Annotated in this window: 24 protein-coding genes and 1 pseudogene; 17 read left to right on the top strand and 8 right to left on the bottom strand. The window is 45.0% G+C overall.

Translation table 11 applies throughout. The annotated features are described in order from the left end of the window. Nucleotides 1-16 precede the first annotated feature (16 nt). Complete coding sequence (locus tag FCL48_RS12675) at nucleotides 17-865, bottom strand: LysR substrate-binding domain-containing protein (RefSeq protein ID WP_136872646.1); 849 nt, start codon at nucleotides 863-865, stop codon at nucleotides 17-19. A gap of 113 nt (nucleotides 866-978) precedes the next feature. Between FCL48_RS12675 and FCL48_RS12670 the strand changes: the two genes are divergently transcribed. The 8 genes from FCL48_RS12670 to FCL48_RS12630 all read left to right on the top strand — a co-directional run bounded on the left by FCL48_RS12670 (nucleotide 979) and on the right by FCL48_RS12630 (nucleotide 10,167). Next, complete coding sequence (locus FCL48_RS12670) at nucleotides 979-1,587, top strand: short chain dehydrogenase (protein ID WP_136872645.1); 609 nt, start codon at nucleotides 979-981, stop codon at nucleotides 1,585-1,587. A 362-nt stretch (nucleotides 1,588-1,949) separates the two neighbouring features. Beyond that, nucleotides 1,950-2,795, top strand: a complete 846-nt coding sequence (locus FCL48_RS12665; protein ID WP_136872644.1) for a DMT family transporter — start codon at nucleotides 1,950-1,952, stop codon at nucleotides 2,793-2,795. Between the two features lie 88 nt (nucleotides 2,796-2,883). Then, nucleotides 2,884-3,834, top strand: coding sequence for a DMT family transporter (locus FCL48_RS12660; RefSeq protein WP_136872643.1), 951 nt, complete (start codon nucleotides 2,884-2,886; stop codon nucleotides 3,832-3,834). Nucleotides 3,835-4,881: 1,047 nt separating this feature from the next. Then, on the top strand, nucleotides 4,882-5,946 hold the full coding sequence (locus FCL48_RS12655; protein WP_240744834.1) for a radical SAM protein: 1,065 nt from the start codon (nucleotides 4,882-4,884) through the stop codon (nucleotides 5,944-5,946). A gap of 554 nt (nucleotides 5,947-6,500) precedes the next feature. Next, nucleotides 6,501-6,767, top strand: a complete 267-nt coding sequence (locus FCL48_RS12650; protein ID WP_136872642.1) for a DksA/TraR family C4-type zinc finger protein — start codon at nucleotides 6,501-6,503, stop codon at nucleotides 6,765-6,767. A gap of 768 nt (nucleotides 6,768-7,535) precedes the next feature. After that, nucleotides 7,536-8,381 carry a DMT family transporter gene (locus tag FCL48_RS12645; RefSeq protein ID WP_136872641.1) on the top strand — a complete coding sequence of 282 codons (846 nt, stop codon included), beginning with the start codon at nucleotides 7,536-7,538 and terminating at the stop codon, nucleotides 8,379-8,381. A gap of 263 nt (nucleotides 8,382-8,644) precedes the next feature. Further along, nucleotides 8,645-9,436, top strand: coding sequence for a conjugal transfer protein TraC (locus tag FCL48_RS12640; protein WP_136872640.1), 792 nt, complete (start codon nucleotides 8,645-8,647; stop codon nucleotides 9,434-9,436). Nucleotides 9,437-9,630: 194 nt separating this feature from the next. Continuing rightward, the gene (locus tag FCL48_RS12630; RefSeq protein WP_263657642.1) at nucleotides 9,631-10,167 is read left to right on the top strand and encodes a peroxiredoxin-like family protein; all 537 of its coding nucleotides are present in this window, start codon (nucleotides 9,631-9,633) and stop codon (nucleotides 10,165-10,167) included. An 85-nt stretch (nucleotides 10,168-10,252) separates the two neighbouring features. Here the strand turns inward: FCL48_RS12630 and FCL48_RS12625 are convergent, their stop codons facing one another. The 5 genes and pseudogenes from FCL48_RS12625 to FCL48_RS12610 all read right to left on the bottom strand — a co-directional run. Then, nucleotides 10,253-10,717, bottom strand: coding sequence for a PAS domain-containing protein (locus FCL48_RS12625; protein ID WP_136872637.1), 465 nt, complete (start codon nucleotides 10,715-10,717; stop codon nucleotides 10,253-10,255). 118 nt (nucleotides 10,718-10,835) lie between these two features. Then, nucleotides 10,836-10,961: a hypothetical protein gene (locus FCL48_RS25655; protein WP_256374289.1), complete on the bottom strand. Its 126-nt coding sequence runs from the start codon at nucleotides 10,959-10,961 to the stop codon at nucleotides 10,836-10,838. Nucleotides 10,962-11,170: 209 nt separating this feature from the next. Beyond that, the gene (locus FCL48_RS12620) at nucleotides 11,171-11,542 is read right to left on the bottom strand and encodes a hypothetical protein (RefSeq protein ID WP_136872636.1); all 372 of its coding nucleotides are present in this window, start codon (nucleotides 11,540-11,542) and stop codon (nucleotides 11,171-11,173) included. A 458-nt stretch (nucleotides 11,543-12,000) separates the two neighbouring features. Then, nucleotides 12,001-12,897: a DUF6279 family lipoprotein gene (locus FCL48_RS12615; protein ID WP_136872635.1), complete on the bottom strand. Its 897-nt coding sequence runs from the start codon at nucleotides 12,895-12,897 to the stop codon at nucleotides 12,001-12,003. Between the two features lie 477 nt (nucleotides 12,898-13,374). Then, nucleotides 13,375-13,737 (bottom strand): annotated as a pseudogene (locus FCL48_RS12610) (integrase core domain-containing protein); the annotation flags it as partial. Between the two features lie 84 nt (nucleotides 13,738-13,821). On the opposite strand from FCL48_RS12610, the gene FCL48_RS12605 reads away from it, so the two are divergent. Genes FCL48_RS12605 through FCL48_RS12590 form a run of 4 tightly spaced genes read left to right on the top strand, consistent with a single transcriptional unit; the run spans nucleotide 13,822 to nucleotide 17,061 of the window. Beyond that, nucleotides 13,822-14,226 (top strand): hypothetical protein, encoded by a 405-nt coding sequence (locus FCL48_RS12605; RefSeq protein WP_136872633.1) that lies wholly within the window; start codon nucleotides 13,822-13,824, stop codon nucleotides 14,224-14,226. Then, complete coding sequence (gene tnpB / locus FCL48_RS12600; protein ID WP_136872632.1) at nucleotides 14,223-14,600, top strand: IS66 family insertion sequence element accessory protein TnpB; 378 nt, start codon at nucleotides 14,223-14,225, stop codon at nucleotides 14,598-14,600. Before FCL48_RS12605 ends, tnpB begins: the two co-directional genes overlap by 4 nt. A gap of 47 nt (nucleotides 14,601-14,647) precedes the next feature. After that, nucleotides 14,648-15,499, top strand: a complete 852-nt coding sequence (locus FCL48_RS12595; protein ID WP_136872631.1) for a DUF4338 domain-containing protein — start codon at nucleotides 14,648-14,650, stop codon at nucleotides 15,497-15,499. Next, nucleotides 15,499-17,061, top strand: a complete 1,563-nt coding sequence (locus tag FCL48_RS12590) for an IS66 family transposase (RefSeq protein WP_136872630.1) — start codon at nucleotides 15,499-15,501, stop codon at nucleotides 17,059-17,061. The genes FCL48_RS12595 and FCL48_RS12590 overlap by 1 nt, the downstream gene beginning before the upstream one ends. 48 nt (nucleotides 17,062-17,109) lie before the next feature. Here the strand turns inward: FCL48_RS12590 and FCL48_RS12585 are convergent, their stop codons facing one another. Together FCL48_RS12585 and FCL48_RS12580 are read right to left on the bottom strand one after the other, a co-directional pair. Further along, nucleotides 17,110-18,096 carry an IS3 family transposase gene (locus FCL48_RS12585; RefSeq protein ID WP_136872629.1) on the bottom strand — a complete coding sequence of 329 codons (987 nt, stop codon included), beginning with the start codon at nucleotides 18,094-18,096 and terminating at the stop codon, nucleotides 17,110-17,112. 20 nt (nucleotides 18,097-18,116) lie between these two features. Continuing rightward, complete coding sequence (locus FCL48_RS12580; RefSeq protein ID WP_136872628.1) at nucleotides 18,117-18,617, bottom strand: transposase; 501 nt, start codon at nucleotides 18,615-18,617, stop codon at nucleotides 18,117-18,119. Between the two features lie 395 nt (nucleotides 18,618-19,012). Between FCL48_RS12580 and FCL48_RS12575 the strand changes: the two genes are divergently transcribed. The 5 genes from FCL48_RS12575 to FCL48_RS12555 are packed head-to-tail and all read left to right on the top strand — an operon-like array spanning nucleotide 19,013 to nucleotide 24,281. Next, nucleotides 19,013-19,429: a TraV family lipoprotein gene (locus tag FCL48_RS12575; RefSeq protein WP_136872627.1), complete on the top strand. Its 417-nt coding sequence runs from the start codon at nucleotides 19,013-19,015 to the stop codon at nucleotides 19,427-19,429. 3 nt (nucleotides 19,430-19,432) lie between these two features. Further along, nucleotides 19,433-21,979: a TraC family protein gene (locus FCL48_RS12570; protein ID WP_136872626.1), complete on the top strand. Its 2,547-nt coding sequence runs from the start codon at nucleotides 19,433-19,435 to the stop codon at nucleotides 21,977-21,979. Continuing rightward, complete coding sequence (locus FCL48_RS12565) at nucleotides 21,966-22,631, top strand: hypothetical protein (protein WP_136872625.1); 666 nt, start codon at nucleotides 21,966-21,968, stop codon at nucleotides 22,629-22,631. Before FCL48_RS12570 ends, FCL48_RS12565 begins: the two co-directional genes overlap by 14 nt. Then, entirely contained in the window at nucleotides 22,618-23,544 is a 927-nt protein-coding gene (locus FCL48_RS12560) for a TraU family protein (protein WP_169309201.1), read from the top strand. Before FCL48_RS12565 ends, FCL48_RS12560 begins: the two co-directional genes overlap by 14 nt. Continuing rightward, a complete protein-coding gene (locus tag FCL48_RS12555; RefSeq protein WP_136872623.1) occupies nucleotides 23,499-24,281 on the top strand; it encodes a TrbC family F-type conjugative pilus assembly protein in 783 nt (260 codons plus the stop codon). Before FCL48_RS12560 ends, FCL48_RS12555 begins: the two co-directional genes overlap by 46 nt. Nucleotides 24,282-24,301 lie beyond the last annotated feature (20 nt).

Here is a 24,301-nt window from a genome sequence, read left to right as displayed (position 1 = left end):
TGCAGACGATTTTCAGCTAAGCTCTTTCACCGAAGGATTTAACAATGTGATCAGAAAAGCATTCTATAATTTCAGACGTCTTTTTCTTGGTTTTATGAAGTACAATATTTGAGACAGGCAATATGGGCAGTCCTTCTTCCAGTCCTAAAATTTTCAACCCAGCGGGAACGTTGCTGCGAATGATCGGTGCGATTGCAAGCCCTGCACTTACGGCATCAATGAGACCCGATATACTGTGGCTGACATAGACAATCCTATAATCTATCCCATATTTTTCCAAGGCTTCTGTTGCCCAAGTCCGAAAGATACACCCCTCTTCAAAGACTGCAACCGGCACGGTACTATATTTTCGCACAATAAATCCAGGTTCAGCCACCCATACAATCGGGTCATGAGCAATTACCTGGCCGCCCTCACTTATCTGGGTACAGATCCCGACATCAAGCTCTCCATTATCGACGGCGTCCTTAATTACATCGCTATTTTCACACCGCATTTCAACCAGGACATCTGGATAGATCGAAGCAAATCGAGCCAGCAGCTTCGGCAGAATGCCAACGGTATAATGTTCCGGAGATCCGACCCGGAGACACCCTTCCAGATCCGGCTTTGATAATGCCCGAACAGCATTATCGTGTTCTTTTAGAATTCTCAGGGCATATTTGATCAAAATATTCCCTTCAACTGTCAGTTTCACTGTCTTGCCAACACGTTCAAACAGTTTCTTACCAATTTCATCCTCAAGCCGCTTAATCTGCATGCTCACAGCCGATTGTGACTTGTTGATCTGAATCCCGGTCTTGGTAAAGCCCTTCGTCTCAGCCAGAGCAATAAAAGTTCGTAAATAATCTATTTGAAGTTCCATAATGATAACATTTTTGAATTGTCTGGATTAAATCTATTCATTGGACAAATAGTTTAAGCAAATATACAGTCATGGTCAAGGCTGAAACAATTTTTTAAAATTAAAGGAGAAAAATGAAAATTTTAATTATTGGTGGAAATGGAACAATTGGTAAAAAAGTCAGTGCACATTTCTCAAAACAACACGAAGTAATCATTTGCGGAAGAACTTCAGGGAAAGTCACGGCAGATATCGCAGACAGCAAATCAATACAATCTATGTTTGAAACAGTTGGCAAAGTTGATGCTGTGGTCTGTATCGCCGGAGAGGCCAAATGGGCGGAATTCGCTTCTATGACTGAAGATGATTTTTATATTGGCCTAAAGAGTAAATTGATGGGACAGGTAAATCTGGTAAGAATTGGCAAGGATTATCTGAACGAAGGAGGATCTTTTACCCTTACAACAGGTATACTCGCAGACCATCCTGTATTCATGACTACGAGTCCTGCCATGGTTAACGGAGGGATTCACAGTTTTGTCAAAGCAGCGTCTCTGGAGCTGAAAAACAACCTACGGATTAATGTGGTGTCATCCGGTCTCGTTGAAGATGCAGTCGATAAATACGAAGCATATTTCCCCGGAGACAACCCGATACCAATGAAAAAGGTAATTAATGGTTATGTAAAAAGTGTTCTGGGTCGAGGTACTGGACAGATTATCAGAATGTATGACAATTGTTGATTATTAATCACAGTTGTTTTTACCAATGGCCTCACCATCTGGATGAGGCTATCTGCCCATAGTAATCAATGTCGGCATGTCATCCAGGAAGGGCCGATGCAATTCGAAGGCGAAGCGAATTGTGCTATTGTTCAGCAGACAAAAAAAGATGAGTGCACAAACTATCGCCTTCATGACTCGCTGCAGGTCGTCTCACCTGAGCCTTTTTAATAATGGGAAAGATGGAATCAACAGCGTTTGATTTCACAAAGGAGTTGCCTGATAACAGCTTGATGTATTAGTGTCGTCCTGTGGTTGAAAAGCGTTAGCGCAGATCGATCAAATATCAGCTTTATAACATTTATCAAAGGCGACTTCCCCTTATGTTAACCGGATACGTATTTATTCTCGCAGCTGCAATAAGCTGGGGGTTTATCGGCATCTTTTCTGCAGTGGCCTTTTCACAGGGGCTCGGTCCAATGGAGGTTGCTTTCTGGCGTGCAATCCTGGCATGGTGCTGTTTCGGCGGTCAGGCCATTTGGTGCGGTCAGACCAAAATAAAAAAACAAGACCTGCCTCTACTTGCATTTTTCGCTGTTTTTGGCATCTCTTTGTTCTACATCTCTTACCAGTATGCAGTCAAATCAGGCGGAGCAGCCTTTGCTGCTGTATTGCTCTACACAGCACCAGCCTGGGTCGTAGCCTTTTCGTTTGTTATCTATCGCGAAAAATTGACCGCAATAAAGATCGGCGCAGTGGTGCTGGTCATGACCGGTGTCTACCTGATCTCCAGATCAGGTAATGCTGGTGGTTCTGCTGTTGGCCCATTGGCACTGGTTTCCGGACTTATTTCTGGTTTTTGTTATTCTCTCTATTATACGGTGGGAAAATACTTTTCAAAAAGATACTCCTCTGCAAATCTCTTCCTCTACGTACTGCCTTTAGGAGCTCTTGGCATTTTTCCTTTTGTCGATTTCGTCGACAAAACGCCCCTGGCCTGGGGGGCGCTGGTAGGCGTAACGGTAGTTTCAACATTCTTTGCCAACTACTGCTACTACAATGGCTTAAAATATCTTGAAGCAGGTAAAGCCTCTATTGTTGCAACCATTGAACCGGTTGTGGCAGCGGTAGCAGCCTATCTTTTTTTTGGGGAATATTTTACCCCACTTGGGTATCTGGGGGCAGGGCTCATTCTTACAGCTGTTATCGCCACCGTCTGCGAAAAATAGATCGGCCGGCCCAGAATGTCGCAGCGTTCATGGTTATCTTAAATATCTGGTTTTTTTCAGGATCGAATAACTTAGAGGAAATACAACAATGTATCGAGCTGCACCAAAAACTAGTTATCTGCCATTGGCAGCTTTTCTTTTTCTTGGCATCGTCTGGGGAAGCAACTTTATTTATATGAAACTTGCAGCCAGTCTCATCACCCCTACCCAGATCGTCTTTTTCAGGGTTCTTTTTGGTTTTTTCCCCGTATTGATCTATGCCTACCTGTCGGGTGCCATGGCCTGGCGACATCTTCGATATACCGGGCACTTTTTCGTTATGTCGCTTTTGGCAACTACGCTCTATTATTATGCATTTGTCAAAGGAACCACCCTGCTTCTGTCCGGCGTAGCAGGTGCCCTCTCTGGATCTATCCCGCTCTTTTCATTTATACTCGCAATTCTCTTTCTGCCAGAGGAGAAAATAACTCTATCAAGAACTGTCGGCCTTATCATTGGCTTGATCGGTGTCCTTATTATTGGTCGACCTTCTGGACACGATTTTATGTCAACTAATATGGAAGGGGTTCTATACCTGGTGGCAGGTTCGCTCAGCGTTGGTGCTTCATTCGTCTATGCAAAGAGATATATAACTCCATTAAAAATTCCAGCTGCGGCCCTCACGGCGTATCAATTGGGAATCGGCTTGTTACTATTGGCGGTTGTAACCAACTATCAGGGTATCGGCAATGTTTGGACAGACGTACACGCCTCAATTGGCCTAGTCGTTGGGCTAGGCCTACTAGGAACAGGAGGCGCATATATCATCTATTATTTCATCATCGAGAGACTTGGAGCCGTCACTGCGTCTTCTGTTACCTATATCCCACCCATAGTTGCTCTTCTGATCGGTGCGATCATTGTTGGAGAGCCAATCGAATTTGTCGACTATGCCGCTACTTCGATTATTTTTATTGGTGTATTTTTATTAAAAAGAGGTTCAGGACCAAGATCACCTAAATCTATAAAGACAAATGGACCAACAGAGCAACTCCGATAAAAACGATCCTGGTCTCGTTGTTTTTAAAGAATTAATTCTGAGATTGTTTGAGGCACCACATATCAAAACACCGAACTTAAAAGGCCCCCGATCAACGCTGTTCAGGGTGACGCACCCGTCGTTTGACGATACAACCGCTTAAACAGAGTCACAATACATCAGTCACCTTTCGTCGAAGATTTATAGAACAATAAAATTAACCTGATTTGCATCGTACACAACGATCAAGGATAGATTGTGAGAGCGCAGTGATCCGCAATCTATCCTTAATTCTAGGTAGTGGTGTTGATACCAAAACAATGTGCGTGCAAAATCATGCCGAAGATTCAAACTGCCAATGTAAAGCAATGGGTAGATTCTTCTGTTGAGGTGTTTTCTGAAGGTGGTGCCATCTACTTTTTCGGTCCTGCACAGAAATGAAGAAAATACGCAACATAACTGATCTCGCACCATAACCAAAGAATCTCTCACAGTGGCAACAGCACGCCAACCCTGAGGCGACTACTTTGAAGGTCATGAAGAAGTTGCCTTTGCCTATCAACACAAAATCTGATTTTGACTTTTTAGAAAAGCAAGATTTTCCTAACAGGAAAAGTGAAATTTAATACCGTTGATGTTTCCAGATTCTCTTTGACATCCACTTCAGAAAAGATGTTTGGATTTGTGCTCGATACCACAACCGCGTTGGTCAATTCTGAATCAAAACATATGAATTAAGAGTGGACAGATTTGGGGACCGCAACGATTCGTGCGAAATTGTTCGTATAGTAAATTTTTCTGTCATAAAATAAAAGTTGAGTCGTCTTTTCTTATAAGGAGTATTTATGCCTACCCCTTCTCTCGAAAAGTACAACAAATGATGCAACTTTATTGACATATGATTTTCGGCCATTTCAAAAAAACCTTCACAACAGTATGATATACTGTTGATAGTACGATTCTGTGAACAAGTTGGCACGAATCGTTGCGGTCCCCCAGCATGAGCAGAAAACATGATTTAAAATAGATTCAATAAACCTAGAGACTTGAAATGAAGGCATATCCCTCATGATGACCAACAATTATCATTTTGAAACAGGTACTTACCGGCCCCCAAGTGAAGGAGGCAGTGCTTCTCTTCTTGTCCGGTTCACCCGTAACTGCCCCTGGAACCATTGCACATTCTGTGCAATGTACAAAGAAGATAAATTTCAGTTACGCCCACTTAAAGAGATCAAATCAGATATCAATGCTATGGCTACCCTAGCCAATGACCTAAAGTTAGAGGCCACTCGCCTGGACCAGAACGGTAAGATTACCCGGAAGGCAATTATGGCCCTAATTGATCGTTCTCCTGACCTCAACTATCACCACGGGGCTGATATGCTCATCCAATGGTTGCTTTCTGGCGGGAAAACAGCCTTTATCCAGGACGGCAACTCTTTGATCATGCCTCCCGGAGACTTAATTCAGGCCTTGGCTCATTTGAAATCCACATTTCCCTCCATCAACAGGATTACCACGTATGCTCGTGCAAGAACTATTGCGCAACGGACACCAGAAGATTTAATTGCTATAAAATCGGCGGGCTTGAACCGCCTCCACCTAGGGTTGGAAACCGGAGATAACGAGCTTCTCAAGATGATCAAAAAAGGAGTAAATGCCCATGGCCATATAATTGCGGGTCAAAAAGCCATGGCAGCTGGATTTCAAGTCTCAGAATACTGGATGCCTGGCCTAGGCGGAAAAGAAATGTCCGAACAGCACGCTCTTAATACTGCTCGAGTTCTCAATAAAATCAATCCTCATTATATCCGATCCCGACCCTTTAGGCCCATTCCCCACACCCCGATATCTGACCAAGTTCGGTCTGGGGCGTTGACCCTGCTCACTCCAAAAGAACAGCTTCTTGAACTCAAAACCATGATATCAGCTCTAGCAGTCACCTCAAAGATCTGTTTTGATCATGCGGGCAACCACTGGCGCACCCCCAAAGGCGACTTGGTCTTTGCCCATAATTACGAAGGCTATCAGTTCCCTGGTGACAAGGACAAGGTATTAGAACGGATCGATCAGGGCCTGGCCTTTGTTAAAAGACCTGACTCTGTTGCAACAAATTCCATAATGAGATGAAATGATAATCGATCATTATTGGAGAGCATGCAAAACCGGGAGAGGCTGTTTTGAGAGATTCGATGATTCTGCGATACCGTGCAAGCACAGGTCATATTTTAGCACAGGAAACAGAACGTCAACCTGATACGGCTATCTTGAAGGTTATGAAAAAGTTGCCTTAAATGCCTATCAACTTAAAACCTGAGCTTAACCTTTAGAAAAGCAAGATTTTCCTGACAGGTAAAAATAATTCCAAAATCCGAGATACTTCCAGAAAACCAACGGAGTCAGTTGCTCTATTTTCGAACGATTCGGGCGTTGATACTACTTTTATGTTTGTTACGTGGAGTACTTTCGAAACGGTTCAGTTACCAGATGATTTTAGTGTGCTGTACTATTTTTTACGTTTCTCAAATGTTAACTCTATCTTACTCTTCTGCTTTTGTCAGAAATTCTGGTAGCAGCAAAACTCAAGTATGCTTAAAATAGAACTAGTTTAAGAATAGTCAAAAAAGCACAACCTAAAAAGAAATCAATACATTTCTAACTAATAGAAAGACTAGGAGTAGAAAATGGCAGGTGGATGGACCAGCGACGGAGCGGTACAGGATCAAATAGATGCTACCGTGGGAGATGCGGTAAATTTAGCAAGAAGCCGTTTGCCCAAGGGCAAAAGCCTGAGCAACTGTGAAGAATGCTACGAACCGATTTCAATGGCCAGAAGGCAAGCCATCCCCGGTGTACGTCTCTGCATACAATGCCAGTCTGAGATAGAGAAACAGCAGACTTTTACATCCGGCATCAACAGACGGGGCAGTAAAGATAGCCAATTAAAGTAACTCCGCTTCTGATCTAAAACTGTATTGAGAAACACTCATTCTGACAATCCCTGCACAGTAGATAAACCTCTTCTGTGAATCTTGACCCTTTCTCAGCGTTGAGCATTGCCCCCTGTATATTAATGAAGAAGAATATGTTTCCTCGTTCAAACCCCTTCTGGGTGGTGGATTAAGAGTTTCTAAAAAGAATAGCTTTTGGTTTGAGGGGCACCCTTGGACGCTGACAAGGGGCAATATTGAAAGCTGATTGACAAATAGCCTGGAAAAACTGATTTACAAATATAAAAAATAATGAGTTGTTTGGTTTTTAATGCAATGGGTTAGATATCTTGAGGATGCTATATTATTCCCACCGGCTCTAAAAAAAAACGAGACAGGAAAAATTTAAGCCTTGTCTCGTTTTTGATCTTCCAATGTTATAATTACTAAATATTATTTTATTCAACTGTTTGCACTTTTTTTCGAGAAAATCTACCTCCATCGTTAATTACCCGACTTTTCGTTGAGGCTCATCGGTTTCTTTTCCGTCTGCTTGATTCTTTTTGGCTGTTTTCTTATCAAAAACTTCAGGTAAGTGGGCTAACATTTCTTTTTTTCAATTGCTACCATAACCGGATGTATTTCAAATTCTGCAATGATCAATAACAAGAGAATTAGTGGTGCTGGATAGGTGGAACAGATCGAGAATTGGTGCCGATTCAATTATTGTAATAAAATACATATCAGGCAAATTTCTTGCCCATACAATAGAAGTTGTGAGGTCTAACCATGCCTGGCACCGTTTTTATGATTGTCCTGTTTGCAGCATTGCTCCATGCTTCTTGGAATTTTCTTATTAAGCGCACCGAAAATAAATTTGTCAGTATGAGTGCTGTAGTGTTCGGCCATACAGTTTTTGCGCTCATAGCCATTCTTTTTTCACCCACCCCCTCCACTTTATCCCTGCCTTATCTCATTGCCGGAGCCTTATTGCACGTTGGTTACCAGTTTTTTCTGTTAACCTCTTATCGTCTCGGCGATCTTAGTCATGTCTACCCCCTTGCCCGGGGTGTGGCGCCGATTCTTGTTGCCACAGTTTCCATCTTATTTCTCAATATACGGCTAACACCTTTTGAGCTTGTGGCAATTCTCATCATTGCCGCTGGCATTACCAGCCTTTCTCTGGTACGACGCAAAGATGGTCTACACAACAGCCGGGCTGTCTTCTATTCCTTGATTACAGGGGGTTTTATTGCAGCCTACAGCCTGATAGACGGTATTGGTGCGCGGACTGCCGGAACTGCTCTCGGTTTTTACGGCTGGCTGTCAGTTGTTAATGCGGTTGTTTTTACTGTCATTATGCGGCTGAGACACCCAGGAGTTATCAGTAGTACAATCATCTACAATAGAAAACTTGCTCTCTTCGGAGGCGGTGCCTCTTTTCTCGCTTATGCAATTGTCATCTGGGCTTTTACTCAGGCACCCATTGCCCTGGTAACAACCATCAGGGAGACGAGCATTATTTTCGCAATGCTTTTCGGCGTTGTTTTTCTAAGAGAACCCATAAATTTGATGAAATTGCTGGCGACTACCCTAACCCTGCTCGGTATGGTTCTGCTGCGCTTGAAGATCTGAGACGTCGTCCATCCCGGTCATTTCCTCCCCCACCATGGCAGACGAAGATATCCTCCGGCAATAATAAACTTTAAGAACTACAGCCTAAGTTGTTATTATTCCATACATTATCTTAATCAGATCTCTGCCCCCACTGAGCCGATTTTTATCAAAATAACGACTTCATATTACTCCATTTCTTCCAATTATAGCAGATATAGCTGAAGAACTTGACAAGATGGTTTAAGTTTACAAACCACCTCAACAATTGAACTCCGAATAGATTGTCGAAACGTTTTTGTCCGTCTACAGGAATCCCCTCGCACTGCAATTCCCCCACTTCCGCAGGTCACCCCCACAGAAAAAAGATAATAGACAGCAAACAATCGCCGTTTTCATCTTATCTCAATTACCTCGCCTACGACCCAGAACTGGAACTATATCTGAACCAGGACGGAAGTCTGGGCTTATTGTGGGAGTGCTCTCCAGTTATCTACGCAGGTCCCAAAACCATTACCGCACTTGAAGGGTTGTTTCGCGCTGGTTTACCAAAAGACAGTGTTATCCAGCTTCTCTTTCATGCCGATTCTCATATTGAACCGATTCTTGATCGGTACCAGAACTGCAGAAGCAGAACAGAGACCATTGTCAGCTCAAATACCGATGCCGTAGTGTCATTTCTTGTAGAGGGAAAAAAGGGGTTGCAGGCCTGCCCCAACATTCCAGTACGTAATTTCAGACTGTTTGTCGCCGTCAAGATACCTGGCGATACACAGGAGTTAAAAGTTTCTAAAGATTTTGCAAGAAAAGAGAGAACAGCACCTCTTCTTGATATCAAGCGGCAGATCCATGAAACCCTGAAGGCAGCACTCCTTTCTCCTTGCCATATGCACCCGGGATCCTTGCTGGAATGGCGTCGCAGGCTGTTGAACAGCTATCCTGAAAATTATCCGGAGCAGAACTTTCACACTTACAATCCGACGATTCCTCTGCGCAAGCAGATCATCAACAGTGATACTGTAGTCCGGGAAGAATCAGACCACATGCGGATACTTACTGAAATATTTTTCGGATAGGTTTTTCCCACACAAACAGGAGGATGGTAATTGAAGAGATTGTTTTCCAACCTAAGATTGCAGTAAATCACATCCTTCTCTATAAAAATGTTTACTGTTTTAGATATCTAATAAAAAATCTTCTAGCTACAGATCCCCCTGAACTGTTTTTACCCGTTTTACCAGGTAATATCTTGAGACATGAGGAGTTTGCAATGGTTGAATATCAGATTTCTATTGAAAAGTTTGGTTCCCTTACCGCCTATAATGATAACGAAGAGGCCATCAAACTGTCCTCCTTATGGCAGAAACAGACTGCAGTTTTGGTCTTTGTTCGTCATTTTGGCTGAGTAATCTGCCGTCAGCAGGTTGCTGAACTCGCTGGGCATTTGGATAATTTTTCACAACACGGAGTGCAACTTGTTGTTGTTGGTAATGGTGGGAGCTATGACCTTATAAAATTCAGGAAGGTGACAGGATATCCAGGGATATTACTCACTGATCCATCCCTAGAATCATATAAAATTTTGAAGTTTAAAAACAGCCTTGCCGATGTTGTCGGGATTAAATCCTTTATTCAAGGTTTTTCAGCTCTTAGGTCCGGCTTCATGCCGGGTTCACTTCAGGGGCATGCACTGCAACTTGGCGGTGCCGTAGTTGTCGTGCCAGAGGGCAAGATCACCTACCTTTTCAAAAGCTCTGCGGCTGGCGACCACCCGCCCGTTGAAGACCTGCTGGCGGCCGCAATTTAAATATTCACCGTACACATCTGGTAAACTGAGCGCAAACAACTCATTAGACCGGCATTTTTGTATGTATTTCTAACAATTCATTTGGTTATTTTTTTTCGGGTAACTGTAGATTTGGTCCCTGGAATGTATTGCTGTCTTTGTCAATTTCGCGCTGGGTTGCAAAGAAATGAGATACCACCCCTGCTTTGTTTTTAATGGGGACGATTTTCCACTCCATTAAAAATTTTTCACCATTCTTTCTGTAGTTAAAAGCCCTACCATGAAAATTTTCTCCGTTATCGAGTTTATTCCTTAAATCGATAAGTACATCTTTGTCGGTACCTTCCCCTTGAAGAATTGAAGGCGACTTTCCGAGAAGCTCGCTAAAACTGTAACCAGTTATTCCACAGAATGCAGGGTTTACATAAATGATTGGGTAGTCAGGTCCAGCTTCAGTGATGATCACGCCATCGAAAGATACCTCAAAAACGCTTTGCAGCATATTACAGACAATTGTCTGAAAATTATCGTCATGCCGAAGTATTTCAATAAGGTTTACAGGATTATTCATAATCAACTTGTTATAAAGGTTATGGGTTCATTCTGCCTGAGCACCAGCAAGTGGAAGAGTAATCAAGCAAAAGACCAGGGTCAAGATCTATAGCCTGGTTATTTTATAAGTGCAACGTCTAGGCCGTACATCCACCGTTAACCAGAATATTCTTTCCTGTCACCCGGCGCGATCTTTCATCCACAAGCACTCCAACAATTTCAGCAATATCAACAAAAAAGCCAATCCTATAAAGAGCCGCCATTTGTGTTGTTCAATCTCCAAATTTAACCCTCTTTCAGCGGTGCACATTGACCTCCGTGTATATGGAGCAAAAACGTATTTCTTCTCTTAAAACCTTTCTGGCTGGTTGAGTAGTAAAAGGTTTTTACGAGTGAAGATATCTACCTTACGGGTCACCCTTGGAAGCTGAAAAGGGGTCATTGTTGCACGCTGTTCAACAAGACGTAGCTCTCAAGAGTCATGGACTCTCACTCTGGAGGCCTTTGGCTGCTGCTCTTTTGCAAAATGACCAAGAGCGCCTTCCGGAGTGACTGCTGCACCTATGGAAATTCCAGTTGAGGTCGGGTACCAATCATCTCCCCCGCGAATTCTACCCGTCAAGAGGGCCAGGGTCTGCAGCGGTGCAACCAGCTCAGGCAACACGGAATCCAGAGACTTCTTGTGCGGAGCCTGCAGATCAAAAGTCCAGGCAAATGGCCAGTCCCACTCATGATAGGTTTGACCAAAAGTTGATGGAATTTCAGTAAATCGCAGGTCAACGACCTTAACTCTATTTTCGCCATCTTCGACAGCATACCACCACCCTTGAGAAAACCACTCCACAACCGCAAAAGTCCCGGTCCCAGATATTCTTTCAATTAACTCTGGTCGTTTGGGGATATAATAAAATCTGATAGCCTTTGAAGGATCGTCAAATATTGAAAAATACGCGAGAAGAAAACCGTTGTCTGTTTCTGCAACATGTCGCTACAGAAAAGTAGTAAATGGCCCTGCCGTGGTCCTCTGTCTGACGATTGTTATATTCTCATCTGCGAGCGCTGCACTAAAGGTACGATCTGCAATAGCTTGAGCCGAAAACGACCAGAACATATAACAGACAGCGAGGGATAAGCCTGTTACATTTGCTCTTCTGCTAAGGGGCTCCTTTGAAAATGCAGCTAGAACACACCCAACGAGAAGAGGAATTGTAAACAGCGGATCAACTATGAACAAATTACCCAGTGCAAAGCCGTTAGGAAGGCAGATGAGTATTAGAGTGATATCTGAATATTCGTTTTCAGCTATTCTATCCCAGGAGTATTTTCCCCGGTGCAGGCGAGTTTATTGAAATCGTCTCTCAGGGTGGCGGCTCTGTCCAACAAAAAATCAAGTTGCTCCTGGTCTGTCTCCTCAAGCAGGTCTGTCAACAGGTCTGTCATCGAAGCCCGGCTCTTTGCCATCATCTGCTCATACTCCGGTCCTCGCAACGCCTCATTGTTATCGATCAGATTGTCGATTGCACGGTCAAAGCTCGCTTCTTTCCTCTGCTCTAACGCCTCAAGTAGTTCCCGTTGCCAGGTCTGACGGCCTTCCAGCCAGATTTCGGTCTGACGGCCACGATCGTAGGACCACTGCTCCAAGATACTGGTCTGGGTCTCATTCAGGGTACCCAACCAACGTTCAATCCTCTCTTTTGTTCGCTCTGTCCGGGCCTGCCGGGTTTGTTCAGCCTTTTCTGCCAGAAGCTTTTCCTTCAATTCTGCTTGGTTTTCGGCCATGTTCTCCGCAAGCTCTCTAACCTGCTCGTCGGAAAGGCTCGACAGTAGACGTTTCGCCGCCGGTTTTGCCCGATCTGCCAGCGGTGGAGAAAAGGATAACAACTGTTCCAGATGATAGGAAACCCTGGCATTTTCCAGGTTGCCGGACCTAATGTCCTCCTTTAGATTTTTCAGCCATTGCGAATAGCGGGGCAACTCTGTCCTACAGTGCCAATCCCGCAGAGCGAGAATATCTCGTTTAAGCTGATTTTCCTGCTCCTCTGTCATCGAGATGTAGTCATCAACCCACCAGACGATACCCCAGTCGGCGTATCGGTAAGCAAATTTTGTAGAGCTGCAACTGGCAAGCGCTAGGACTATCGCAATAATTACGGCAACCTTTTTAATTTCTTTCAACCAGAAGGGTGATTGGCTTTCCATAGGTCAATTGATTTAATAACAGTATATTACCGATTCATCATATTTCGACGAGACATCATCACAGGGTACTCTCAAGTACATCAATACAGGTGCTCACTACAAATAATCTATACCTGTAACCTTTCTATTGCTAAACGAAAGGCTAATGTGTGTTATGAAAAAAGTTAACGTGCTTCCTGAGATGGTGCTACCGCCTATTCTATTAAAATTACTCAGAAATGGAGCAACTATCAAGTAGACCTTAGCAAAGAAAAGGTTAAACTCACCAAGTAATCGGGTCAATTCGGTAGGTGTCAAGATAGTTTTCGCCTCATTTGCTCATTTACAAAGATTAATTTGGCATCCTTGTAATAATCCGCTTCAGCAAAAGCCAACTCTTCCGACGAACATCCAGTTGGGGCCCATTCTCAGAGTTGTCTTTTACTTCCGCTCACCACTGTGCTTAAATTGCATCACATAAAAGAGTAATACTTCCTTTTATGCAGCAATTTTATCCTCACTATTTTCAGGTGCCTGATTTACAGGATTAAGCTCAACAGCTGTTTCATGATCCCAGTTTCTGATCTTGCCAGACCAACGTTCAGGATGCTTTCTCCTTGCGGCTTCATAGACATGTTTTCTTTCCTCCAGAATACCCTTATCTTTACCACGGTGGCGTTGTGCTGGTGTTACAAACTTCAACCCGCTATGGCGGTGTGAATAGTTATACCATCGACAGAAGGTTGACACCCATTGCCGGGCCTCTATAACACTGCCAAAAGGTTTCGTTGGGTATATAGGCACGTACTTGAGTGTTTTGAACAAAGACTCTGAAAACGGATTATCATTACTTACTGAAGGTGTCCTTCCGGTAAGCCTGCCATGACACCGAGCATCTGACTTGCTACAATCGGTATTTTTCTAATAACCATAGGAGGATTACCGATGGGCCAACCTGCACTACCCACCACGACACTGCAAGATGTCGAGTCCCTGTTTACTCAATGGCGCGCAACCAGACAGCATAAATGCCGTATTCCAGAAGAATTATGGACTGCGGCAGTGAGGTTGAGCAAAGAGTATTCTATCCATCGATTATCTCGTACATTGCGGTTAAGCCACAGCGAACTCAAAGCAAGGGCGGCGAGTTTTCATGCCAGCAAGAACGCCGCTATTCCTCCCGCTCGTTCAATGGATTTTATTCCCATAGATATATCTCTGCCCCATCCAGCAGAATGTATAGTTGAGATGGAACATCGCAATGGCAATAAGATGAGGATGCACTTCAAAGGAAAAGCGGATCTTGACCTGCAGTCTTTCGCTGAGTCTTTCTGGGGTGGGAAAGTATGATCCAGATAACACCCCATATGCGCATAATGCTGGCCGTGGAGCCGGCAGACTTCAGGAAAGGTATTGATGGTCTGGCAGGGATCGTTAAACGAACTCTGCAGTCGAATCCGTTTGACGGGACCCTGTTTCTTTTTCGCAATAAAGGAGGAACGGCTATAAAAATAATCAGTTATGACGGGCAAGGGTTCTGGCTTTGCCAAAAGCGTCTTTCCTGCGGGTGCTTTAATTGGTGGCCGGAAAAGCTCGATCGACAATCACAGCTCCTTGTTGCCCATGAGGTCCAGTTACTGCTCTGGAACGGTAATCCGGATGCAGCACCAGCTGTAATGTGGAAAAAAATTACGCCCACTCCATTTTTAACGGGACACACATAACGCAATAGTGTACAACACTCTCTGAATACTATTACAAGGAGAGTGGCATGCGCTATTGCGGTCGAGATTTCACTGAAGAAGAAATTGCCTGGATCCGTCAGATCATAATTGATCAGCCTGAACTGAGTCGAAAAGACCTTTCGATTCTCTTTTGCCAGACTTCTAACTGGTTAAAGCCCGATGGTGGCACAAAAGATATGAGCTGCCGGGTTGCCATGTTAAGGATGGAAAAGGACGGTCATTTTACTCTCCCCCCTCCCAGAAAGAAACACACCGCACCATACAAAAAAATACGGACCCTATGGACTATAGAGCAGCCTGAGATCAACAAAAAAGCAGGTGAGTTCAGTCTCGAACTGGAGCTGGTCGATAAATCCGGCAGCGCATTATGGAACGAGTTTATAGACCGTTACCACTACCTGGGTTACAAAACTCTTCCTGGTGCACAGTTGAGATATTTTGTCAAAGCAGAAGGGCAGATACTCGCCCTTCTCGGGTTTGGGGCGGCAGCCTGGCAGACAGCGCCCCGTGACAATCATATCGGCTGGGACAGGGCCACGAGAAAAAAGAACCTGCACATGGTTGTCAATAATGCCAGATTCCTGATTCTGCCATGGGTTCGCTCAAAGAATCTGGGCTCAAAGATTTTATCACTGGCCAGCAAAAGGATTTCCGACGATTGGCAGGAGCGCTATAACTATCGCCCGGTATTGCTCGAAACCTTTGTCGAAAAGCAACGTTTTCGAGGGACCTGCTATAAGGCGGCGAACTGGCTTGAAGTGGGCGAAACCTGCGGCAAGGGAAAACTGGGCAACAGTGAGGGCGAGGTGCCGACAAAGACTGTCTGGCTCTATCCTCTGCGCAAGGATTTTCGTACCCGGTTATCCGAGACCTCATAATGAAGCTCAAAAAGTTAGAAGTCAGTGGCAGCGAGGCCGAGGCGCTGCTTGAACGGGTAAAGGATAATATGGATCAAGAGGATTACCAGATTATCAAAGGCCTGGTCGATACTCATCTGCTCCTGGGACAGGCTGTGAGTGAAAAAAAGAGTTCCATCAGTCGACTGCTGAAGATGATCTTCGGCGCTAAGACGGAAAAAACCAGAACTATCTGCAAAAATTCAAAAAAAGAGAAGACTGAAAAGGGCACAACGCCTCAAGGGCACGGTAAAAACAGCGCAAATGATTACGTGGGGGCAAAAACCGTAAACGTCGATCATACCGCACTTCAGCATTGTGGTCCCTGCCCATTATGTCAGGACGGAAGACTCTACCGGCAAACTGTTCCAGGAGTGATTGTTCGCATCAATGGGGCAGCACCGCTTCAGGCAATTGTCTATGAACTGGAAAAATTACGCTGCAACATCTGCGGCAAGGTGTTTACCGCAGATTTACCGGTTGAGGCTGGGGCGAAGAAATATGACGAGACCGCCTCGGCTATGCTTGCTGTACTGCGCTATGGCAGCGGTCTGCCTCTTCATCGCATTGCCAGACTTCAAGCCGCGCTGGGAATACCTCTTGCCACCTCCACCGCATGGGATGTCCTTGAGCAATCAGCCGACAAGATACATCCGGTTTTTCCTGAACTCATCAGACATGCAGCCCAGGCAGATATTGTTCACAACGATGACACCAACATGAAGGTCCTGAGCTTGATCAAGGAAAATAAGGATAAAACACGCAAGGCATCTCGAACCGGAGTGTTCACCACCGGCATCCTCTCAATACACAATGGTCGCAAGATAGCACTTTTTTTTACCGGCCGTAATCATGCCGGTGAAAATATGACAAAAGTGCTGGCTGCACGGCAGCACGGCCTGGATCCGCCGATCCAGATGTGTGATGCTCTGGCACAAAACACCTCTGATGAGTTCCAGTCCATACTTGCCACTTGCCTCGTTCATGGACGAAGAAACTTTGTTAATGTTGCCGATAATTTCCCTGATGAGTGCCTGCATGTGCTGGAGATGATCGGGAAAGTCTACCAGCATGAAGCCATCGTTAAGGAACAGAACATGACGGCTATCCAGAGATTGCAGTATCATCAGGCCAACAGTGAACCGTTAATGGGAGAACTGCATGTTTGGATGAAGGTGCAGCTTGATGAAAAAAAAGTCGAACCGAACTCCGGCCTCGGCAAGGCGATCAAGTATATGCTCAATCATTGGCAGCAACTGACACTTTTTCTCCGAGTTGAGAAAGCCCCATTGGACAACAATATTTGTGAAAGAGCACTTAAAATGGCTATTTCGCATCGGAAGAACTCGCTTTTTTATAAAACCGAACACGGGGCTTATATCGGCGATATGTTCATGAGCATCATCCATACCTGCGCCCTCTCAAACGTCAATCCCTTTGAATATCTGACGGCTCTGCAAAAAAACTCCTCGGCTCTCTTCGCCAACCCCTCTCTCTGGCTCCCCTGGAACTATAAAGAAAATTTCACGGGACCCGTTTATTGACCAGGCTTTTTGAAAAAACACCCTCCCTGTTGGATAATACTCTATCAATCAGCGTTGAGATAGACAGGCTTGCCGAAAGGACACGATCTTGCCAGACCAACGTTCAGGATGCTTTCTCCTTGCGGCTTCATAGACATGTTTTCTTTCCTCCAGAATACCCTTATCTTTACCACGGTGGCGTTGTGCTGGTGTTACAAACTTCAACCCGCTATGGCGGTGTGAATAGTTATACCATCGACAGAAGGTTGACACCCATTGCCGGGCCTCTATAACACTGCCAAAAGGTTTCGTTGGGTATATAGGCACGTACTTGAGTGTTTTGAACAAAGACTCTGAAAACGGATTATCATTACTTACTGAAGGGCGGCTAAAAGAGGGTATAACACCGATTTTCTGCATCGTAGCAAGCATAGTTGCACCCTTCATTGGACCACCATTATCAGAATGTAAAACAAGTTCATGATTAATCGGTAAAGCTTCTTTAAGTCGGGTCTTTCTCAACACATCAGCTGCTTGCTCAGAAGACTCATTTTCATACACTTCCCAGCCAACAATCTTACGGCTATAAATGTCCATAAATAGGTACAAATAGAAGAACTGACCTTTTATGGCGCTGGCGAGATAAGTAATATCCCAAGACCACAATTGATTGGGGCCATTTGCTGTATAAGAAGCTGGACGGTTTACTGAACTGGGCTTTGCTGTGCGCCCTCGATGCTGTACTTGGCTGACAGCTCGAAGGATGCGGTAAATGGTGCTTTCGGACGCGATAAATACTCCTTTGTCAGCCAAGGCAGGAACAATTTGTTTGGGTGACAAATCCATAAATTCTTTACTGTTGCATACCGAAAGAACTTCCTGCTTCTCTTGTTCACTGAGTTTGTTGGCTGGCCTCTTGTTTATCATTTGTCGCTGGTCTTCTAAACCATTAACACGCCAATACTGTAGTGTGCGCACAGTGATATTAATAATTTTGCAGGCTTGTTGTTGCCGGGCTCCATGACGCACAGCAGTAGCTATGGACTCAATAGCCATCTGACGAATCTCAGAAGAAATTAATCTTCCTCGTTTTCCCCCCAGATGGCTTCCCACTTTTTTGACAATACCAACAGGGCAGCCGTTTCAGCTAAAGCCTTTTCCTTACGATTTAACTCTCGCTCAAGCTTTTTGATTTTTTGCTTATCTTCACGCCGGTCCTGGGTTTGAGTCTTGTTTATCTGACTACTTTTTTCATACCCGGATAAGGCTTCTATTTTCCATCGGGAAATCTGCTCTCTATAAAGTCCTCTACTACGGCAATACTCACTCAGCTCAACTTCATTGAAAGAAGCAGTTTCAATAACAACGGCGAGTTTGTCACCTGCGGACCAATTTTCAGGTTTACTTTTATCTCCTGGCACAGCCACTCCTTTGTTTCTGTATGAATTTCGCCATTTATACAGAGTAACATCTGAAACTCCTATTTCACTGCTCAATTTTGGAATAGATACTGGATTGGGATGCATCATTTTTTTGATTGCTGATTCTTTGAACTTATCTGAGTAACGTTTTGACACTAGAGGCTCTCACTTCGCCCATTGGTTATATATGAAAATATTTGAAGTGCAAACTATTCTGACACATAGGGAATTTACCTTCCTGATAGGGTAGTAATCAGATCTTCACCCCCACTGAGTCGATTTTCATCAAAATAGCGACTCCATTTTACTCCATTTGTCCCGATTATAGCGGATATAACAGGAGACCTTCACAAAATTGTTTCAATTGACAAACCACCTCAACAATTGAACTCCAAATAGATTGTCAAAATGTTTTTGTCTGTCTACAGAGATCCCCTCGCACTGCAATTTCACCACCTCTCCATAGGTCACCCCCATAGAAAAAAGATAATAGATAGCAAACAATCTTCTCATCTCTGTCAGGGAAATAATTCGACTCGTGGAATTGACCAATGAAAAGAATCAAACCGATTGCAGTACATAGTCCCCTTCTCCTCCTCATGCTTCTTGTAGGCTGTGGTCCTGTACTCAATCCCTACAATGAGGATTTCAGATGTCGGGCAAAAGATGATACAGGAGAATGTATTGACACTCCCACTGCTTACCAAAAAGCTCGGTATCCAGAGACAGCAACAGAAGGAGCCCCAGAACCTACAGAAACCGCCCAGCAAGAATTGCAGGACAATCGATACAGGCTAGTTGCAGACCTCCTTCAAGAACAGACAAAACCGCTGCTGCAGCCACCAAAAATCCTCCGAGTTCTCCTGCTCCCCTATAAAGGAGAAGACGAAGAACTGTTTATGAGTCGTTATGTCTATCTCAAAATCGAGGACTCTCAGTGGGTCCTCACCGATCTCACGGAGCAATAACCTATGCTTGCCGGATTATTGCAGCGGGTTCTTCTTGGCCCAAGAGAATATCTGAAACAGAGCGATCTGGGTAGGATGACCAATCGATCACCGTTTTCATCTTATCTCAATTACCTCGCCTACGACCCAGAGTTGGAAATATACCTGAACCAGGACGGAAGCCTTGGTTTATTATGGGAGTGCTCTCCGGTTATCTACGCAGGTCCCAAAACCATTACCGCACTTGAAGGGTTGTTTCGCGCGGATTTACCAAAGGACAGTGTTATCCAGCTTCTCTTTCATGCCGACTCTCATATTGAACCGATTCTTGATCGGTACCAGAACTGCAGAAGCAGAACAGAAACCATTGTCAGCTCCAATACCGATGCTGTGGTGTCATTTCTTGTAGAGGGAAAAAAGGGGTTGCAGGCCTGCTCCAATATCCCTGTTCGTAATTTCAGGCTATTTGTCGCCGTCAAGATACCTGGCGATACACAGGAGTTAAAAGTTTCTAAAGATTTTGCAAGAAAAGAGAGAACAGCACCCCTTCTTGATATCAAGCGGCAGATTCATGAAACCCTGAAGGCAGCACTCCTCTCCCCTTGCCATATGCACCCGGGATCTTTGTTGGAATGGAGTCGCAGGCTTTTTAACAGCTATCCTGAAAATTATCCGGAACAGAACTTTCACACTTACAATCCGACGATTCCCCTGCGCAAGCAGATCATCAACAGTGATACAGTGATCCGGGAAGAGTCTGACCACATGAGGATAGGCAATAATTATTTTTGCTGCACCACTCCCAAGGTGATCCCCAATAACATCGATCCACTGCAAACCAACTCTCTTTTTGGCGGAATATGGGGAGTGATATCTGATGCAGATCAGATCAAAACCGATTTTCTCTACGGTTTTAATATCGTTTTTGAAGCGGGTCTTGAGATGAAACTCCATGCCAAATGTAACCTGATCCTCAATCAACAGGCCGTTGGTTCTCTCTCCCCTACTCTCAGGCGCAAACAGGAGGAGTATCTTTTAGCAACCGATGACCTTGAACGGGGAGAAAAGTTTATCAAAGTTTTGCCCATATTCTGGGTATGGAGTGAGGATCTCGAACAGGCCAAGGATTCCTGCACCCGGGTACGGCGTTTGTGGGAAAACAACGGCTATGTCATGCAGCAGGACAATATGATTCTGAAAATCCTGTTTCTCTCCTCTCTTCCTTTTGGCCTCTACACGACAGGAAAAAACATTGAAAACCTGGAACGGGATTTTATTGCACCTGTTCCATCTGTTACCCCGCTTCTCCCCGTCCAGGGTGATTTTGCTGGTTCAGGAGGTGAGCCAAAGCTGATTTTTACCGGCAGAAAAGGACAACTGGTCTCCCTTGATTTCTTTGACGCCCACGCCACCAACCAAAACGTCTTCTGTTGTGCCACTTCGGGATCAGGTAAATCATTTCAAGTCAACTTCATCGCCTTTAACTATTACTCCTGTGGAGCATTGGTACGGATCATCGACATAGGTGGCTCGTATAAAAAGATAGCCAATATGCTCGGTGCCAGATATCTCGACTTCGGACCTGACATCAACATCTGCCTTAATCCTTTTACCGCAATCCAGGAACCTGATGAAGAGTTGAAAAGCGTTGCCGCAGTCTTTGCTCAGATGGCCTACTCCAACTCTGACAGGGAGAAATGTGACGATACCGAAATGAACCTGATCCGCAATGCAGTGCGCTGGGCCTGGAGGAAAAAGGGACAAGAGGCCGATGCAGACACCGTCTATGAATTTCTTATGAAGTTCCCCAATGCACCGGATTCAGATCTGGATGAAATGGCTGATAACAGCAACCTCATCGAGGTGGCCAGAAAAATGGCTTTTAATATCCGAGAATTCACCAGCCACGGTTTCCACGGCAAGTTCTTTGTCGGCCCCAGCACCTTTGATATCCGCCGTGATGAGTTTGTCGTACTTGAACTTGAGAACTTAAAAGTCCAGCCGGATCTCTACCGGGTCGTAACCCTCTTAATCATCAATGGCGTTACCCAGGATCTCTATCTTTCCGACCGATCCAGGCCACGACTGATCATCTTTGACGAGGCCTGGCAGTTTCTCGATAAAGGTGCCATGATCGCCCCGGTCATCAACGAAGGCTACCGCAGGGCCCGTAAATACAATGGCAGCTTTATGGTTATCACCCAATCCCTGCTTGATCTCGAAAATTTCGGTGAGGTTGGCAATGTCATCAACTCCAATTCGGCCTTTAAAATTTACCTGGAATCGAATGATTTTGATCAGGCACAAAAAAAAGGGCTGATCGATTACGACGACTTTACCTTAAAACTGTTGAAAAGCATCAAATCCAATCCGCCAAAATACTCGGAACTCTTTTTCGACACACCATTTGGGGTAGGAGTGGCTCGCCTGGTGGTCAACGATTATGCCTATTTCATCTACACCTCCAAGGCTTCTGAAATAGCTCTCATCGAGCAGATGGTACGCAAGGAGAAAACCCATCATGAAGCAATACTCAAAATGGTCGAGCTGAGGAAAAATGGTGAACTATAAATCTCTCATCGCCTGCATCCTGCTGGTAACTTTTGGTCTTTCTACTTGCCAGGCAGCTATAGCGACTACAGCTGTAAAAAATCTTGGCACAGTTGGAGAAACTTACCCTGTAGTGGAAGCTGATATTGTAGCCGAGCTGAAAAAAGAAGCGGTCAGACATGACCTCGCAAGAGATACAGAACAGATTCTTCATGAAATACAAAACTATCAACCATCAAGCCTGCACAAGTTGGCCCATGCGACAGTTGATCGAACATTTCTGGTCAACATGGACTACACCGTCAAGCAGGATATTGTCGATGGTGAAGGCAACATCCTCTACCCACAAGGTTTTACCTTCAATCCGCTTGATTACCTCTCCTTTCCAGGCGGCCTGGTGGTGATTGACGGCACAGATCCCCTACAGATCAAGTGGTTTCAGAGCACCCCCTATGCAGGCAACCATCAGGTAAGGCTCCTCCTCTCGGATGGTTTTGCCTCCCAACTCACCGGGCAACTGAAGCGGTCGGTATTTTATCTTACAAGCGATATCGCAGAGCGACTACAGTTATCCGCCGTCCCTTCCGTCGCAGTTCAGGAAGACAGAAATTTACGGATCCATGAGATCAAAATCGTCCCTGAAGAGTTGGAGGACAACGATGAAAATCACTAATCCTTTCAACCTGTGCCTCCTGTCATTACTCCTCCTTTCTTCTCCTGCAGGGGCAGTAAAATCCGGGCAATCTTTTAACTCAGCGACAGATGTGCACTGGAATGAAATCGAATTCAGAGTTGAAGGAATCTGTATCTGCCCTCGCCCTCCCCCTGTCTTTTATGAAGAAGGCCTGATCATCAGCTATTGGGAGCCTTTTCTCCTTGAAGATACGGTATCTGTCGCCAACTATTCCACCTATCAGGGCAAGAGTATGGGCTCCTCACTCATCGATGAGCTTGGAGGAAAAAATAAAAGCTCGGATTCAATCGACATAGCCAATGAATCAACCTTCGCCCAGGCCCACGCCTACCTGATTCCCCTCATGTATGGTGAGTGCAACCGAAATGATTACGGCATGTGGTGGAGTGAATACGATTCCATGTGGCAAAATGACGAACTCTCCGCCATCATCCATCCTGAAGCCACTCTTTATGCCAACAAAGTAATGCAAATGGCCTGCATGGCTGATGCCGTGTCCGTAAATCTTGGCTACACCCTCGATGCTCTGCCCTGGTGTATTGGCAGCGGCGGCTCTGCCTATCCGATGACCGGGCATGTGGACAACGACAACATTGTCCAGGCCAACAACACGGTTGCTTCACGCCTCATCTACAAACTCAACAGAATTATGATGATCTGTGACCCTGCAGACAATCTCTGCGGCTGTAACTACACGCCGGTCTGGATCAAATCTCATTACAAGATGCATGTTGTCAGACCCGATGATCGCGCCCCGGCATATCCTGTGGGCAAGGCTGCAAAATTCTACGATACCGGGCTCAATCCTCCATTTCTCGGGGCAAAAGGCTCCAACGATGAATTCTTATGGGTCGTGTACAGAAAACAAAAATGCTGCACCTGCTGCCAGTGATCTTGGTGAACTTTATCAGCCTTGTGCTTGCTATTTCGCTTACCCCATCCTGGGCAGGCGAGATCGCTACGATCATGGAGAAAGCAGAACTCGAAGCAAAAAAGATGACACTCCCGGATAACATTTACGACGAGGAAGGGGTAAATGCGGCCAAGGAAACTGCAGAACTATTCAATTCTTCTGCATTTCAAGAAAAAGTTCGAGGTGAAGAGCAACGATTGGAAAAGGAAGTTTTTGCGGGCCATATCGAGCCCTGGAAAAGCAAACATAATATTGACAAGCAACGAAAAGAGCAGACCGGCATCCTTGCAGGTACCGAGAAGGTCTACCTCTTCTTCTCAAGCTCAGTGCCGATTGAAACGATGCAAGCATACGTTGCTGCAATTGCGGGAGCAAACGATCCTAATCTTGTTCTGGTAATGCGGGGTTGGCCAGGTCGAAGGGACGGGGCTTCAAGAAAGGCCGACACAGACTATTTCAGTAAACTTTTGTTAAAAGAACCCGCTTGCGCGCGACCCCCAGCACCATGCGAACATTACCAACTGGGAATAAGCCTGCAACCAGAACTCTTTGCAAAATACGCTATTACCCAGGTACCTGCTGTGGTCTATCTAAACAACAAAGTGGCATACCACATCCAGGGAGATGCCGGACTCGACTACCTCCTGGAGCGGATCAACCGTGAGGCCAAGAGTGATACCTTAAACGACCTGATCCACAGAATTCGAAACAGATGACCGGAAAAACAACAGAGAAA

Origin of the sequence: Desulforhopalus sp. IMCC35007 (assembly GCF_005116575.1) — a bacterium.
In the GTDB taxonomy this organism is placed as follows: domain Bacteria; phylum Desulfobacterota; class Desulfobulbia; order Desulfobulbales; family Desulfocapsaceae; genus Desulforhopalus_A.
The sequence above is the reverse complement of the archived record's forward strand: the minus strand, read 5'-3'. Positions and strand labels throughout refer to the sequence as shown.